The sequence below is a fragment of the Klebsiella sp. YJ genome (assembly GCF_002108615.1).
GTDB classification, from domain to species: domain Bacteria; phylum Pseudomonadota; class Gammaproteobacteria; order Enterobacterales; family Enterobacteriaceae; genus Klebsiella; species Klebsiella planticola.
The window spans coordinates 203,335-217,469 of the sequence record NZ_MTEG01000006.1 but is presented as its reverse complement, the minus strand read 5'-3'; the positions used below and the strand labels follow the sequence as shown (position 1 = coordinate 217,469).

Annotated in this window: 14 protein-coding genes; 6 read left to right on the top strand and 8 right to left on the bottom strand. The window is 56.5% G+C overall.

The genetic code is table 11. The features are described from left to right. Positions 1–229: 229 nt before the first annotated feature. The 3 genes from parC to BV390_RS08435 form a co-directional block, all read right to left on the bottom strand. Positions 230–2,491, bottom strand: a complete 2,262-nt coding sequence (parC, locus tag BV390_RS08445; RefSeq protein ID WP_032690689.1) for a DNA topoisomerase IV subunit A — start codon at positions 2,489–2,491, stop codon at positions 230–232. Between the two features lie 121 nt (positions 2,492–2,612). Beyond that, complete coding sequence (locus BV390_RS08440; protein WP_047663509.1) at positions 2,613–3,482, bottom strand: AraC family transcriptional regulator; 870 nt, start codon at positions 3,480–3,482, stop codon at positions 2,613–2,615. Positions 3,483–3,554: 72 nt separating this feature from the next. Next, on the bottom strand, positions 3,555–3,962 hold the full coding sequence (locus BV390_RS08435) for a YgiW/YdeI family stress tolerance OB fold protein (RefSeq protein ID WP_032690687.1): 408 nt from the start codon (positions 3,960–3,962) through the stop codon (positions 3,555–3,557). Positions 3,963–4,113: 151 nt separating this feature from the next. Here BV390_RS08435 and qseB point away from each other — a divergent pair, with 151 nt between their 5' ends. The 4 genes from qseB (at position 4,114) to BV390_RS08415 (ending at position 7,146) form a co-directional block, all read left to right on the top strand. Further along, positions 4,114–4,773, top strand: coding sequence for a quorum sensing response regulator transcription factor QseB (qseB, locus tag BV390_RS08430; protein WP_032690686.1), 660 nt, complete (start codon positions 4,114–4,116; stop codon positions 4,771–4,773). Continuing rightward, positions 4,770–6,110: a quorum sensing histidine kinase QseC gene (gene qseC, locus BV390_RS08425; protein ID WP_032698766.1), complete on the top strand. Its 1,341-nt coding sequence runs from the start codon at positions 4,770–4,772 to the stop codon at positions 6,108–6,110. The genes qseB and qseC overlap by 4 nt, the downstream gene beginning before the upstream one ends. Before the next feature lie 104 nt (positions 6,111–6,214). Further along, entirely contained in the window at positions 6,215–6,796 is a 582-nt protein-coding gene (locus BV390_RS08420; protein WP_032690684.1) for an NAD(P)H-dependent oxidoreductase, read from the top strand. 35 nt (positions 6,797–6,831) lie between these two features. Next, the gene (locus BV390_RS08415) at positions 6,832–7,146 is read left to right on the top strand and encodes a putative quinol monooxygenase (RefSeq protein ID WP_004867760.1); all 315 of its coding nucleotides are present in this window, start codon (positions 6,832–6,834) and stop codon (positions 7,144–7,146) included. Positions 7,147–7,216: 70 nt separating this feature from the next. Here BV390_RS08415 and parE read toward each other — a convergent pair whose 3' ends face one another. Genes parE through nudF form a run of 5 tightly spaced genes read right to left on the bottom strand, consistent with a single transcriptional unit; the run spans position 7,217 to position 11,621 of the window. Then, entirely contained in the window at positions 7,217–9,112 is a 1,896-nt protein-coding gene (parE, locus tag BV390_RS08410) for a DNA topoisomerase IV subunit B (protein WP_004867763.1), read from the bottom strand. Positions 9,113–9,142: 30 nt separating this feature from the next. Continuing rightward, positions 9,143–9,718, bottom strand: coding sequence for an esterase YqiA (yqiA, locus tag BV390_RS08405; protein WP_004867764.1), 576 nt, complete (start codon positions 9,716–9,718; stop codon positions 9,143–9,145). Then, positions 9,718–10,545 carry a 3',5'-cyclic-AMP phosphodiesterase gene (gene cpdA, locus BV390_RS08400; protein WP_032697553.1) on the bottom strand — a complete coding sequence of 276 codons (828 nt, stop codon included), beginning with the start codon at positions 10,543–10,545 and terminating at the stop codon, positions 9,718–9,720. The genes yqiA and cpdA overlap by 1 nt, the downstream gene beginning before the upstream one ends. Before the next feature lie 24 nt (positions 10,546–10,569). Beyond that, positions 10,570–10,992, bottom strand: a complete 423-nt coding sequence (locus BV390_RS08395; protein WP_004867771.1) for a DUF1249 family protein — start codon at positions 10,990–10,992, stop codon at positions 10,570–10,572. After that, the gene (gene nudF / locus BV390_RS08390) at positions 10,989–11,621 is read right to left on the bottom strand and encodes an ADP-ribose diphosphatase (protein WP_032690681.1); all 633 of its coding nucleotides are present in this window, start codon (positions 11,619–11,621) and stop codon (positions 10,989–10,991) included. Before nudF ends, BV390_RS08395 begins: the two co-directional genes overlap by 4 nt. Before the next feature lie 195 nt (positions 11,622–11,816). On the opposite strand from nudF, the gene tolC reads away from it, so the two are divergent. Both tolC and BV390_RS08380 read left to right on the top strand, forming a co-directional pair. Next, positions 11,817–13,289 carry an outer membrane channel protein TolC gene (gene tolC / locus BV390_RS08385; RefSeq protein ID WP_032690679.1) on the top strand — a complete coding sequence of 491 codons (1,473 nt, stop codon included), beginning with the start codon at positions 11,817–11,819 and terminating at the stop codon, positions 13,287–13,289. 171 nt (positions 13,290–13,460) lie between these two features. Then, the gene (locus tag BV390_RS08380) at positions 13,461–14,132 is read left to right on the top strand and encodes a DUF1190 family protein (protein WP_004867777.1); all 672 of its coding nucleotides are present in this window, start codon (positions 13,461–13,463) and stop codon (positions 14,130–14,132) included. Positions 14,133–14,135: the final 3 nt, after the last annotated feature.

Sequence of the window (14,135 nt, the reverse complement as noted above, 5' to 3'; positions counted from 1 at the left end):
CCGCACGTGCACGACACGCCTGACACGCTCGCCGTGGCATTTAAGCGCCGCTCACGTGTATAGGGTACTGACTCGCTGTTTAGCAGATTGCAGGCGTCGGGGGTCATTTGCTGGCCGCCCCGACGTATCTTGAATGATTTTGCGCCTATTGTTAATCGCAACACCTGAATAAACAACGATTTTGCGGCAAATTTTAGCCTCCCCTACCGGATAGCAGGGGAGGCTCATCTTACTCTTCGCTATCGCCCGCCGACGATGCCCGACGCGGTGAATCGATTTCCACACGATCGATTTTCTGCAGTCCGCGCATCAGCGAGCCGCGACGACCGCGCTCACCGGTGACTTTTTGCAGCTCTTCGGGACGCAGTTTAATCTTGCGCTTCCCGACGTGGATAGTCAGCGTGCTCTGCGGCGGCAGCACGAACAAGTGCGCCAGGCCATCCTGACCGGAAGCCGCTTCCGCCGACGGAATATTGATAATCTTATTCCCCTTACCTTTCGACAGCTGCGGTAAGTCGCTGACCGGGAACATCAGCATGCGTCCGGCAGCGGTGATCGCCAGCAGCATGTCTGAATCATCTTCAATCACCAGCGGCGCCATGACGCGCGCGTTATCTGGCAACGTAATCAGCGCCTTGCCTGCGCGGTTGCGCGCTACCAGATCGTTAAAGGTACAGACGAAACCGTAGCCGGCGTCGGAGGCCATCAGCAGCTTGCGATCGTCGCTTTCCATCAGCATATGTTCAACGCTGGCGCCCGGCGGTAGCGTCAGTTTACCGGTAATCGGCTCGCCCTGACCGCGTGCCGACGGCAGCGTAATAGGATCGATGGCGTAGCTACGCCCGGTGGTATCAATAAACACCACCGGCTGGTTGCTCTTGCCTTTCGACGACGCCTTCCAGCTATCGCCCGCTTTATAGCTCAGGCCCTGCGCGTCAATATCGTGGCCTTTGGCGCTTCGCACCCAGCCCATTTGCGACAGTACGATGGTCACCGGTTCAGACGGCAGCATGTCGTGCTCGCTCATCGCTTTTGCTTCTTCGCGCTCGCGCAGCGGTGAACGACGATCGTCGCCGAAGGTTTCGGCATCGGCCTGCAGCTCTTTCTTCAGCAGGTTGTTCATCTTCCGTTCAGAGGCCAGAATCGCCTGCAGCTGATCGCGCTCTTTTTCCAGATCGCTCTGCTCGCCGCGGATCTTCATCTCTTCCAGTCGGGCGAGGTGACGCAGTTTCAGCTCAAGGATCGCTTCCGCCTGGGTTTCGCTGATGCCAAAACGCGACATCAGGGCCGGCTTCGGTTCATCCTCGTGGCGGATAATTTCAATCACTTCATCGATGTTGAGGAACGCGACCAGCAAACCTTCGAGGATGTGCAGACGCTTGAGCACTTTCTCCAGGCGGTAATTCAGACGACGACGCACGGTATCGCGGCGGAAAGTCAGCCACTCCGCGAGAATCTCCAGCAGGTTTTTCACCGCCGGACGGTTGTCGAGGCCGATCATGTTCAGGTTGATGCGATAGCTTTTTTCAAGATCGGTGGTCGCGAACAGATGATTCATCACCTGTTCCATATCCACGCGATTCGAACGCGGGACGATCACCAGGCGAGTCGGGTTTTCGTGGTCCGACTCATCGCGCAGATCGTCAACCATCGGCAGCTTTTTGTTGCGCATCTGAGCGGCAATTTGCTCCAGCACGCGGGCGCCGGAAACCTGATGCGGCAACGCCGTAATCACGACCGCGCCGTCCTCTTTTTTCCATACCGCGCGCATCCGCACCGAACCGCGGCCGTTCTGGTAGATTTTGCGGATCTCCGCGCGTGGAGTAATGATTTCGGCTTCAGTCGGGTAGTCGGGTCCGTGAACGATATCCAGCAGTTCGTCGAGCGAGGTCTGCGGTTTTTCGATCAGGGTAATCGCCGCCTGCGCCACTTCACGCAGGTTGTGCGGAGGAATATCGGTTGCCATACCGACGGCGATGCCGGTAGTGCCGTTCAGCAGAATATTCGGCAGACGCGCAGGCAGCATTTTCGGCTCCTGCATCGTCCCGTCGAAGTTCGGCACCCAGTCGACAGTTCCCTGCCCCAGTTCGCCCAGCAGCAGTTCCGCATACTTCGACAAACGGGATTCGGTATAACGCATCGCGGCGAAGGATTTAGGATCGTCCGGCGCCCCCCAGTTCCCCTGCCCATCCACCAGCGGGTAGCGGTAGGAGAATGGCTGCGCCATCAGCACCATAGCTTCATAGCATGCGCTATCGCCGTGCGGGTGATATTTACCCAGCACATCACCCACGGTGCGGGCGGACTTTTTGAACTTCGCGCTGGCGTTCAGCCCCAGCTCAGACATCGCATAAACGATGCGACGCTGGACCGGCTTCAGACCATCGCCAATAAACGGCAACGCCCTGTCCATGATGACGTACATGGAATAGTTCAGGTAAGCATTTTCCGTAAATTCATGCAGCGCAAGGCGCTCTGCCATATCGCTCATTAATCGTGAATCCTCAATCTGCGTACCGACCGTGCGGGCGGCAAAACTACCGGCGATAATACCCGATCTCACGCCCTGAGTCACAGGCCGTGAGATCGGCTGAGGATTCCGCTGGCGCTAATCAGCGTAACGGCAGATAAATATCGGTCTGTAGCTCGTGTTCGCCGACTTCATGGACAAAGTTGAGGTAACGAAAAAACAGCGGAAAATCGCGTGGCGTTTCACCCGACGTCGGTAGCCAGTCGCGGTAGAGAGACCAGATGCTTTGCGCGAGCGTATCCAGAGAGCCGTGGTGGCGCGCCACTGCGCATCGCCCGCCCGGAATAGTGCCATTCACCACGCCAAAGGTGTTTTCCGCTATCGGTTCACTGACTGACCCGCAGATATCAAAACGGAAATCGTCAGCGGGGGTGGTCGCGGGATCGTCCCACGACACGCCCCAGGTCGCGCTGGTGGCGATCGGCGATAACCCGCTCGCCTTACGCCAGGCAATAAACTGCGCCGCCGTAGCATTGACCAAATCAGGACTGCCGCGGTGGCGCAACATCGCCACCTGCGTCTCAGGGAACTGGACTATTTTAACCACCATCGGATGTTGCTCCTGTAACGTATGTTTCGGAACGCGTCGGTGCCACTCCTGCCAGTCCGGCTGTTGACGGAACTGGCTGGGGCTTTGAGCGAACGCGGCACGGAAAGCACGACTGAACGATTCCGGATTCTGAAAGCCGGCATCAAGGGCAATATCGATGATTTTATCCTGCGGCCTGAACGCCAGTCGCCAGCAAGCGCGGCGCAGACGTAGCCACTGGATATAGCGATATAGCGGTACGCCGCTACAGGCAGTGAATTGCCGGTGAAAGTGGTACGGCGAGCTGTGCGCGATCGCGCTCAGCGTCTCCAGCGACAGGGGTTCATCGAGATGACGCTCAATGTATAAACACACTCGCTGGAAACGCCCGGCGTACGCCGGGCTGGTTCTGGTCTCGTTCATCGTCTCCTCCTGCGGACATACTCTGGCAGAGCGAGGATAGCGATTCCTGACCGATCTTGCGCGATGTCGAGATTACGGCGCGACTTTAGTGATTTGCTTCACATCGATTTCAACCGAGTTCCAGTCTTTGTCGACCTCCCCCTGGATCTCAACGGTGTCCTGCGGTGTGACGGTCAGGCCGTTCCAGCGCTTATGGTCAATATCCACATTCACCGTCCCGGAAGCATCCTGGAATTTATACAGATCGTCGGAAATCCGCTGCACGATTTTACCGCGCAGGGTCACCCAGGTGTCATCACGCAAGGATTTGGCGTTTTCCACCGTCGTTACGCTCCCGCTCGGGCCAATAAAACCGCCTTTTTGCGTAGACGTCTGGCTGGTTTGCGTCGCGCCCGGTCCGTTAAAACCACCTTGTTCAGCAGCCAGCACCGGCATAGAAATTAAAGCGACGATCGCGGTCATTGCAGCCATTTTCTTCATAAGATGTTCTCCCTTGTCTGGTTATATGACCATGATTACATCAGGCAAAACTTAACGACTTCTTAAGCAGAAAAAAGAAATTTTATTACTGTACAGCGCCTGCCGCAACGCGGTTTACTGCGCGTACACATGACAGCCACAGGAGCGGCCAATGCGCATTTTACTGGTGGAAGACGACAAGCTCATCGGCGATGGCATTAAAGTCGGGCTGACGAAAATGGGCTTCAGCATCGACTGGTTTACCCGTGGCGAAGAGGGCAAAGCCGCGCTCTATACGGCGCCCTATGACGCGGCGATCCTCGACCTGACGCTGCCCGGTATCGACGGGCTGGATATCCTGCGCGAATGGCGCCATCAGGGCCGCCACGAGCCGGTACTGATCCTCACGGCCCGCGATGCGCTCAGCCAGCGGGTTGAAGGGCTGCGCCTCGGCGCCGATGACTATCTGTGTAAACCTTTCGCGCTGATTGAAGTTGCCGCTCGTCTGGAGGCCCTGATTCGTCGCGCCCACGGCCAGAGCAGCAGCGAGCTGCGCCATGGCCACGTTGCGCTCGATCCCATTGGCCTGACCGTGACGGTGAACGGCGACAACCTGGCGCTGAAACCAAAAGAGTTCGCCTTGCTGGAGCTGCTGATGCGCAATGCCGGACGCGTTCTGCCACGCAAGCTCATTGAAGAGAAACTCTATACCTGGGACGACGATGTCTCCAGCAACGCGGTCGAGGTGCACGTTCATCACCTGCGCCGCAAGCTCGGCAGTGAATTTATTCGTACCGTTCACGGTATCGGCTATACCCTCGGTGATGCATGAAACGACTTAGCCTGCGCGTCCGCCTGACGCTCCTTTTTTTCCTGCTGACCAGTGCAGCCTGGGGCATCGCCTGTTTGATTGCCTGGCAACAAACCACGGAAAAGCTGGATAAGCTCTTTGATACCCAACAGCTGCTGTTTGCCCGCCGACTGAGCGCCATGAATTTCGACGAGCTGCATACGCTCACGGCGCCGGTGCGGACAAAAAAGAAGATCAAACACGGCCACCTCGATGACGACGCGCTGGCGTTCGCGATTTTCACGGCCGACGGCAAGCGTCTGCTTCACGACGGCGAGAATGGTCAGGACATCCCGTGGCAAAATCGTCGGGAAGGCTTCAGCGATGGCTATCTGAATAACGATGATGATGAATGGCGCTTCCTGCAGTTAACCACCGGCGATGGCCGCTACCGTATTGTCGTGGGTCAGGAGTGGGACTACCGGCGGGAAATGGCGCTGGATATCGTCACCTCCCAGCTGACCCCCTGGCTGGTGGCGCTGCCGCTGATGTTCCTGCTGCTGATTGTGCTGCTGAGCCGGGAGCTGGCGCCGTTAAAACAGCTGACCAGAACGCTGCGTCTGCGCGCGCCGGACTCGGCTGAATCGCTTAACGTCGACAAGGTGCCCAGTGAAGTCCGGCCGCTGGTCGATGCCCTGAATCAGCTGTTTGCCCGTACCCATGACACCATGATACGCGAGCGCCGGTTTACCTCCGATGCCGCACACGAGCTGCGCAGCCCGCTTGCGGCCCTGAAGGTGCAGACCGAAGTCGCGCAGCTGTCAATGGACGACCCGCAGGGGCGGGAGAAAGCGCTGGCGCAGCTGCATGAAGGGATTGACCGCGCAACCCGGCTGGTAGACCAGCTTTTAACGTTGTCGCGTCTCGATTCTCTGGCGCAGCTTGATGATGTGCATACGATTGCCATCGATGAGCTACTGCAATCGTCGGTCATGGAGATGTACCACTCTGCGCAGCAGGCGGGCATTGAGCTTCGCCTGCATCTGAACGCAACTCAGGTCATGCAGCCTGGCCAGCCGCTGCTGCTGAGTCTGCTGGTGCGTAATCTGCTGGATAACGCCGTACGCTACAGCCCCCCCGGCAGCCAGGTCGATATCACTCTTGATGCACGTGAGTTTTCCGTACGCGATAATGGCCCGGGCGTCAGCCCCGAAGCGCTGGCGCGGATCGGCGAACGATTCTATCGCCCTCCCGGTCAGGATGAGCCCGGTAGCGGGCTGGGATTATCTATCGTCCGCCGCATTGCCGCGCTGCACCGGATGACAGTAGACTTCAGCAACGCGCCCGGAGGCGGTTTCGCGGCGCGCGTGCGCTGGTAGCAATTATTGCAATTAACGCAAAAGACTTTGCACATTTTGCTCATTTTACCGCCCCGCCTCGCGGGGTAAAATCAGTGACAAACTCGAAACCTGAAGGGTAAAAAATGAGCAACATCCTGATTATCAACGGCGCGAAGAAATTCGCCCATTCAAACGGCCAGTTGAATGACACCCTGACCGAGGTCGCGGATGGTTATCTGCGCGACGCCGGGCATGATGTTAAAATCGTTCGTGCGGAAAGCGATTACGACGTCCAGCAGGAAGTACAGAATTTCCTCTGGGCCGACGTGGTTATCTGGCAAATGCCGGGCTGGTGGATGGGCGCGCCGTGGACCGTGAAGAAATATATTGATGACGTCTTCACCGAAGGGCATGGCTCGCTGTATGCCAGCGACGGGCGCACCCGCTCCGACGCCAGCAAGAAATATGGTTCCGGCGGCTTGATTCAGGGCAAGCAGTACATGCTCTCCCTGACCTGGAACGCACCGATGGATGCCTTTACCGATAAAGATCAGTTCTTCCACGGCGTGGGCGTTGACGGCGTTTATCTGCCGTTCCATAAAGCCAACCAGTTCCTCGGCATGACCCCTCTGCCGACCTTTATCGCCAACGACGTCATTAAAATGCCGGATGTTCCGCGTGACATAGCAGAATATCGCAAGCATCTGGCGCAGATTTTTGGTTAACTAAAGGTCTACATACAGAAGGAGTTGAGTTAATCATGTTAACAGTGATCGCAGAAATTCGTACACGCCCGGGCCAACATCATCGCCAGGCGGTACTTGATCAGTTTGCAAAACTTGTTCCGGTGGTTTTACAGGAAGAGGGCTGCCACGGCTATGCGCCGCTGGTTGACCACGCTGCCGGCGTGAGTTTCCAGAGCACTTCCCCGGATTCGATCGTCATGGTTGAACAGTGGGAAAGCGTTGCCCATCTTGAAGCGCATCTGCAAACTCCGCATATGAAAGCCTACGCTGAAGCGGTGAAAGGCGACGTGCTGGAGACCAGCATCCGTATTCTGCAGTCCGGCATTTAAGCCTGCGCGCGAAGAAAAAATAAGAAGTGAGTCAGAACTGGCGGAGCGCCAGTTCTGCTTAAACAGTAGGTCAGGCTTCCAGATCCGCCATATCCCCTTTCTCCTGCAGCCAGTTACGACGGTCTTCCGAACGTTTCTTGGCTAACAGCATATCCATCATCGCCGTGGTCTGCTGCTCATCCTCATCACTGATAATCAGCTGAACCAGACGGCGGGTATTCGGGTCAAGCGTGGTTTCACGCAGCTGCATCGGGTTCATCTCACCCAGCCCTTTAAAGCGCTGTACGTTCGGTTTGCCCTTCTTACGTTTGAGCTGCTCCAGCACGCCGGCTTTCTCTTCTTCCGTCAGCGCGTAGTAAACCTCTTTGCCGAGATCGATACGGTACAAAGGCGGCAGCGCAACGTGGACGTGCCCGTGTTTCACCAGCGTGCGGAAATGCTTCACAAACAGCGCGCACAGCAGCGTGGCAATGTGCAGGCCATCGGAGTCCGCATCCGCGAGAATACAAATCTTGCCGTAGCGCAGCTGACTTAAGTCGTCGCTATCCGGATCGATGCCGATAGCCACCGAAATGTCGTGGACCTCTTGCGACGCCAGCACTTCATCAGATGAGACTTCCCAGGTATTCAGGATTTTACCCTTCAGCGGCATAATCGCCTGATATTCCCGGTCGCGCGCCTGCTTGGCAGAGCCGCCCGCCGAGTCCCCTTCGACCAGGAACAGCTCGGTACGGTTCAGATCCTGGGCGGTACAGTCTGCCAGCTTGCCCGGCAGCGCGGGGCCGCTGGTCAGCTTTTTACGCACCACTTTTTTCGCCGCGCGCATCCGGCGCTGAGCGCTGGAAATGGCCATCTCGGCGAGCAGCTCCGCCGCCTGCACGTTCTGATTCAGCCACAGGCTGAAGGCATCTTTCACCACGCCGGAGACAAATGCCGCGCACTGACGCGAAGAGAGACGTTCTTTAGTCTGACCGGCAAACTGCGGATCCTGCATTTTCACCGACAGCACGTAGGCACAGCGATCCCAGATATCTTCCGCAGACAGCTTCACGCCGCGCGGCAGGATATTGCGATATTCACAGAACTCGCGCATCGCTTCGAGCAGACCCTGGCGCAGGCCGTTAACGTGGGTACCGCCCTGCATGGTCGGGATCAGGTTAACGTAGCTTTCGGTCAGCAGTTCCCCGCCTTCCGGTAGCCACAGCAGCGCCCAGTCGACCGCTTCGGTTTCGCCGGAGAAGTTACCGACGAACGGTTTTTCCGGCAGCAGCGGCAGGCCGTTCACCGCTTCACACAGATAGTCGGTCAGGCCGTCCTGGTAACACCAGCGCTGTTCGCTGTTGTTTACCTGGTCACGGAAGACAATCTCGACCCCAGGGCAGAGTACGGCTTTGGCTTTGAGTACATGCGTCAGGCGCGAGACGGAAAAGCGCGGACTATCAAAGAAGCTCTCATCCGGCCAGAAATGCACGCTGGTTCCGGTATTGCGTTTACCGCAGGTACCGGTGACGTGGAGATCTTCAACTTTATCGCCGTTCTCGAAGGCGATGCTGTAGATCTGGCCATCGCGGCGCACGTTCACTTCCACGCGCTTTGACAAGGCGTTGACCACCGAAATACCCACCCCGTGCAGGCCACCCGAGAACTGGTAGTTCTTGCTGGAGAATTTGCCGCCCGCATGCAGCCGGCACAGGATCAGCTCAACCGCCGGAACCCCTTCTTCCGGGTGGATATCAACCGGCATCCCGCGCCCATCGTCGATCACTTCCAGCGATTGATCGGCATGAAGAATGACCTCCACGCGTTTGGCATGGCCAGCCAGTGCTTCATCCACACTGTTATCAATAACTTCCTGACCGAGATGGTTAGGACGTGTTGTGTCAGTGTACATCCCCGGACGGCGGCGAACCGGCTCTAGCCCGGTGAGTACCTCAATGGCATCAGCGTTATATGAAGATTGCGTCATGGTGTGTATTCGTAGGTCATCCAGGGCCGCTTAACGCAGACCCAGAAAATCGATAATCTGAGTGAAATGATCTTCAAAGCCGACAAATGCGTGATTGCCGCCCTCCTCTACCGTCTGCCGGCATGAGGCGTAGTAAGCAACGGCCTGGCGGTAATCAAGCACTTCATCGCCCGTTTGCTGCAGCAGCCAGATTAAATCAGGCGCTTCCAGCGGGTCGATTTGCATGACTTTGAGATCGTAAATATGGCGTGACTCTAGCACATATTGCTGCCCCGTGTACGGATTCTCATTGGGGCCAAGGAAATTGTTCAGCAGTTCAAACGGGCGTACCGCCGGGTTAACCACCACCGTCGGCAGCATAAAACACTGCGATAGCCAGGTGGCATAGTAGCCACCCAGCGAGGAGCCTACCACCCCCAGCGGTTCCCCGCCGCGTTCCAGCACAATGGCTTCCAGCATCTCCGCCGCTTCTGCCGGATAGGCGGGTAGCTCAGGCACCACCATCGTAATCTCGGGAAAGGTCTGCGTCAGCCAGTCCTTCAACGCCGTCGCTTTTGCCGATCGCGGTGAGCTGTTAAAACCATGCAGATAAAGGAGCGTAGCCATCAGTATCCTTCTGAAGCGATATCCGGGTGAAACTTCACGCCGTTAAGGCGACAAACTTCCGTGGTCAAGGTACCGTCGGCGTGCAGTTCCAGCCAGCGCCAGCCGGGAGAAATGGTATCCAGGGTAAAATTGGCGCAATGCGGCTTAAACTGTACACAGGTCGAGGGAGTTGCCATCATCCGCCGCCCGTTCCAGTTGAGGTCCAGTTCCTGGTGAATATGGCCACAGAGTAAATGCCTTACGCGCGGAAAAGCGGCCAGCGCTCGATCCAGGGCCCCGGCATTACGCAGGCTGTGTTGATCCAACCAGCTACAACCCGAAGGGAGCGGATGATGATGCAACAGCAGCAGCGTATAACGCTCAGGCTCTTCCGCCAGCCTCTGCTCCAGCCACTCAAGCTGAAAGTCGCTCAGCTCGCCGTGGGGAACGCCAAACACCTGGCTGTCCAACAGCAATATTTGCCAATGATCGCCCAGCAAAACCCTTTTGGCCGGGGAAATACCTGATTCCTGCAGCGTGCTGTACATCGCCGGCTGGAAGTCATGATTGCCCGGCAACCAGACGCAGGGCGCGGCAAAACTCGCGATACCTTCAGCAAAGTGCTGGTAGGCCGCGGCTGAATGGTCCTGCGCCAGATCGCCTGTTGCTACTATAAGATCGCATGGACGCTGTGAGGCATGGATGGCATCCAGCACAGCCTGGTAGCTTTCCCAGGTATTGATACCTAACAGCGTTTCATGTTTTTCAGCAAACAGGTGAGTATCAGTAATTTGTAATATCCTGACTCTGGTCTCACCAGCCAGAGGCAGATTCAACAGGCTTTCCAAATGGTGTCCTTAGGTTTCACGACGCTAACAAACCGGAATCGCCATCGCTCCATGTGCTAAACAGTATCTCAGCCAGTCCGCCAGGAACTGATTAATTTGATGCTTTTCGTCGCGTTGATGCAACTTTTTATTAGGATAATCATACTTTGCTTTGAAGCGAAAGATCTGCTGAGTCGAACACACTTCAGCGACCATCGCATCATGATACAGACGTACCGTCATTGACGGTAAACTCCAGTAACTTACCGCCGGAACCGTCTGCTCAATTGACACTAATGTAGTGTAGCGGGTCGACTCGACGATAGTTAATCGATATTGCGCATTGCCCACCTGATAGCCCGCGACATCGCCGGCTGCATCGGTTCGAGGCAACAAGCGGCGCAACTGAGCAAAATTGGTTTCACACAGGCGCATCATTTCCGGGAAGTCAGGTGTATAACGCTTCATTTTGTCCACTCATTACGTAAATTGTGATAATGCAATTGCAGCCATTGCAGGGCGATGACAGAGGCCGCGTTGTCGATTTTCCCCTCTTCAACCCACTGATAAGCCTGCTCCCGGCTTACCACATGCACCCGGATGTCTTCATTTTCATCCGCCAGACCGTGAATCCCCTTTGCCGTCGTTGCATCGACTTCACCGACCAGAATCGACAGCCTTTCGCTGGTGCCGCCCGGGCTTGCCAGGTAGCTCAGGACCGGTTTTGTCCGCCCGACGATCAGCCCGGCTTCTTCTACCGCTTCGCGGCGGGCAACGTCCTCGGGGGTCTCGCCGTCTTCAATCATACCGGCGACCATTTCAAGCAGCCACGGGCTCTCGCTAGTATCATACGCGGCGATGCGGATTTGCTCGACCAGCACCACTTCATCACGTATCGGGTCAAAGGGTAGCAAGACTGCGGCATGCCCGCGCTCAAAAATTTCGCGCGTCACCTCGCCGCTCATCCCACCGTTAAACAGGCGATGGCGAAAACGGTATAAATCCAGCGAAAAAAAACCACGATAAAGCGTTTCGCGTGCAATAATTTCTACATCGTTTTTAGAGAAGGTAATTCCTTGCTGATTGGGCTTGCTCATTGTCTCTGTCCTGCGCATCCGAAAGTAAGGATTTATAAGCCGTTTGGCTATCGTTTTACAGTCTGTATGTTAGATTGGTGCAAATTACCGCCGGATGGCACGTAACGCCAACTTTTTACCGCGGCAGACTCGATACAATCAGCAAATATATTTAGAATTTGGGCAGCGCTTTATGCTTCACAACAAGGAATGCAAATGAAGAAACTTTTCCCCATCCTCATCGGTCTGGGCCTGACTGGCTTCAGCGCCATGAGCCAGGCAGAAAACCTGATGCAGGTTTATCAGCAGGCGCGCGTCAGCAACCCTGACCTGCGTAAATCAGCAGCCGATCGTGATGCTGCATTCGAGAAGATCAATGAAGCACGTAGCCCGTTACTGCCTCAGCTTGGTCTGGGCGCAGATTATACTTACACCAATGGCTATCGCGACAGCAACGGCGTGAACTCGAACGTCACCAGCGGCTCGCTGCAGTTAACGCAGACCCTGTTTGATATGTCGAAGTGGCGCGCCCTGACGCTGCAGGAAAAAGCGGCCGGTATTCAGGATGTCACCTATCAGACCGATCAGCAAACGCTGATTCTGAACACCGCGACAGCCTACTTTAACGTCCTCAGCGCGATTGATACGCTTTCCTATACCGAAGCGCAAAAGCAGGCAATCTACCGCCAGTTGGATCAGACCACACAGCGCTTTAACGTTGGCCTTGTGGCAATCACCGACGTGCAGAACGCCCGTTCACAGTACGATTCAGTGCTGGCAAACGAAGTAACCGCGCGCAACAACCTCGACAACGCGGTAGAAGCGCTGCGCCAGGTCACCGGCAACTACTATCCGGAGCTGGCATCGCTGAACGTAGACGGCTTTAAAACCAACAAACCGCAGACGGTAAATGCGCTGCTGAAGGAAGCGGAAAACCGTAACCTGTCGCTGCTGCAGGCGCGTCTGAACCAGGATCTCGCCCGCGAACAGATTCGTCAGGCGCAGGACGGCCATCTGCCGACCCTGGATTTAACCGCCTCGACCGGGGTCTCAAACACCTCCTACAGCGGTTCCAAAACCCACAACAGCACCCAATATAACGACAACGATGCCGGACAGAACAAAATCGGTCTGAGCTTCTCGCTGCCGCTGTATCAGGGCGGGATGGTTAACTCGCAGGTGAAACAGGCGCAGTACAACTTCGTTGGCGCCAGCGAACAGCTGGAAAGCTCGCATCGCAGCGTGGTTCAGACCGTTCGTTCTTCCTTTAATAACATCAATGCCTCTATCAGCAGCATCAATGCCTACAAACAGGCGGTGGTCTCTGCGCAGAGCTCCCTTGATGCCATGGAAGCCGGCTATTCCGTGGGGACGCGTACCATCGTCGACGTCCTGGATGCCACCACCACCCTGTACAACGCGAAGCAGCAGCTCTCCAGCGCACGTTATAACTACCTGATTAACCAGCTGAACATTAAATCTGCGCTCGGTACTCTGAACGAGCAGGATCTGGTTGCGCTGAACAACACGCTGGGCAAACCGGTCTCAACATCACCAGATAGCGTCGCACCGGAAACCCCGCAGCAGGATGCTAACGCTGATGGCTACAGCAGCAATGCAGCCCCGGCGGCAACACCGGCTTCGACCCGCACCACGAAAACCAGCGGCGCGAATCCTTTCCGCCAGTAATCGTCGTTGCGTCATGGCGCTTCGCTTAACGAATTCCGCTAAGCGAAGCGCTAAACGTAAGGCAACGTAAAGATCCCCTCCTTTCCCTCCCTCTTCGCTTCATTTTCCACCACTCATCCTCTATCCTGAGCGTTAACAAACCGCAATACCACTGGGTCCTGGAAGACAAATATGAAACGGACAAAAAATATCAATCATGCCTCGTTCCGTAAAAGCTGGAGCGCGCGCCATCTGACGCCGGTCGCCCTTGCCGTTACGGCCGTATTTATGCTTGCCGGTTGTGAAAAAACCGACGAGACGGTTTCTCTGTACCAAAACGCCGATGACTGCTCTGCAGCCAACCCGGGAAAAAGCGCTGAATGCACCACCGCTTTCAACAACGCACAGAAGGAAGCGGTACGTACCGCGCCGAAATATGCCACGCGTGAAGATTGCGTCGCTGAATTCGGCGAAGGCCAGTGCCAGCAAACGCCGGCTCAGGCAGGCGTCGCGCCAGAAAACCAGGCGCAGGCACAAAGCAGCGGCAGCTTCTGGATGCCGTTGATGGCAGGCTACATGATGGGCCGTATGATGGGTGGCGGCATGGGTGCACAGCAGCCGCTGTTCAGCTCGAAAAACCCGGCCAGCCCAGCTTATGGCCAGTACACCGATGCCGGCGGTAAGAGCTACGGCGCCGCACAGCCGGGCCGGACGATGAACGTACCGAAAACGGCGATGGCGCCAAAACCCGCCACCACCAGCACCGTCACCCGCGGCGGCTTTGGTGAATCGGTCGCGAAGCAATCTGCTATGCAGCGCAGCGCGGCAGGCACCAGTTCGACTAAACGCTCAATGGGCGGCTAAATC

What these genes read in the sequence shown, in the direction of transcription:
- parC (WP_032690689.1), bottom strand. Translation starts at nt 2,491, where the DNA reads ATGAGCGATATGGCAGAGCGCCTTGCGCTGCATGAATTTACGGAAAAT.
- BV390_RS08440 (WP_047663509.1), bottom strand. Translation starts at nt 3,482, where the DNA reads ATGAACGAGACCAGAACCAGCCCGGCGTACGCCGGGCGTTTCCAGCGA.
- BV390_RS08435 (WP_032690687.1), bottom strand. Translation starts at nt 3,962, where the DNA reads ATGAAGAAAATGGCTGCAATGACCGCGATCGTCGCTTTAATTTCTATG.
- qseB (WP_032690686.1), top strand. Translation starts at nt 4,114, where the DNA reads ATGCGCATTTTACTGGTGGAAGACGACAAGCTCATCGGCGATGGCATT.
- qseC (WP_032698766.1), top strand. Translation starts at nt 4,770, where the DNA reads ATGAAACGACTTAGCCTGCGCGTCCGCCTGACGCTCCTTTTTTTCCTG.
- BV390_RS08420 (WP_032690684.1), top strand. Translation starts at nt 6,215, where the DNA reads ATGAGCAACATCCTGATTATCAACGGCGCGAAGAAATTCGCCCATTCA.
- BV390_RS08415 (WP_004867760.1), top strand. Translation starts at nt 6,832, where the DNA reads ATGTTAACAGTGATCGCAGAAATTCGTACACGCCCGGGCCAACATCAT.
- parE (WP_004867763.1), bottom strand. Translation starts at nt 9,112, where the DNA reads ATGACGCAATCTTCATATAACGCTGATGCCATTGAGGTACTCACCGGG.
- yqiA (WP_004867764.1), bottom strand. Translation starts at nt 9,718, where the DNA reads ATGGCTACGCTCCTTTATCTGCATGGTTTTAACAGCTCACCGCGATCG.
- BV390_RS08395 (WP_004867771.1), bottom strand. Translation starts at nt 10,992, where the DNA reads ATGAAGCGTTATACACCTGACTTCCCGGAAATGATGCGCCTGTGTGAA.
- nudF (WP_032690681.1), bottom strand. Translation starts at nt 11,621, where the DNA reads ATGAGCAAGCCCAATCAGCAAGGAATTACCTTCTCTAAAAACGATGTA.
- tolC (WP_032690679.1), top strand. Translation starts at nt 11,817, where the DNA reads ATGAAGAAACTTTTCCCCATCCTCATCGGTCTGGGCCTGACTGGCTTC.
- BV390_RS08380 (WP_004867777.1), top strand. Translation starts at nt 13,461, where the DNA reads ATGAAACGGACAAAAAATATCAATCATGCCTCGTTCCGTAAAAGCTGG.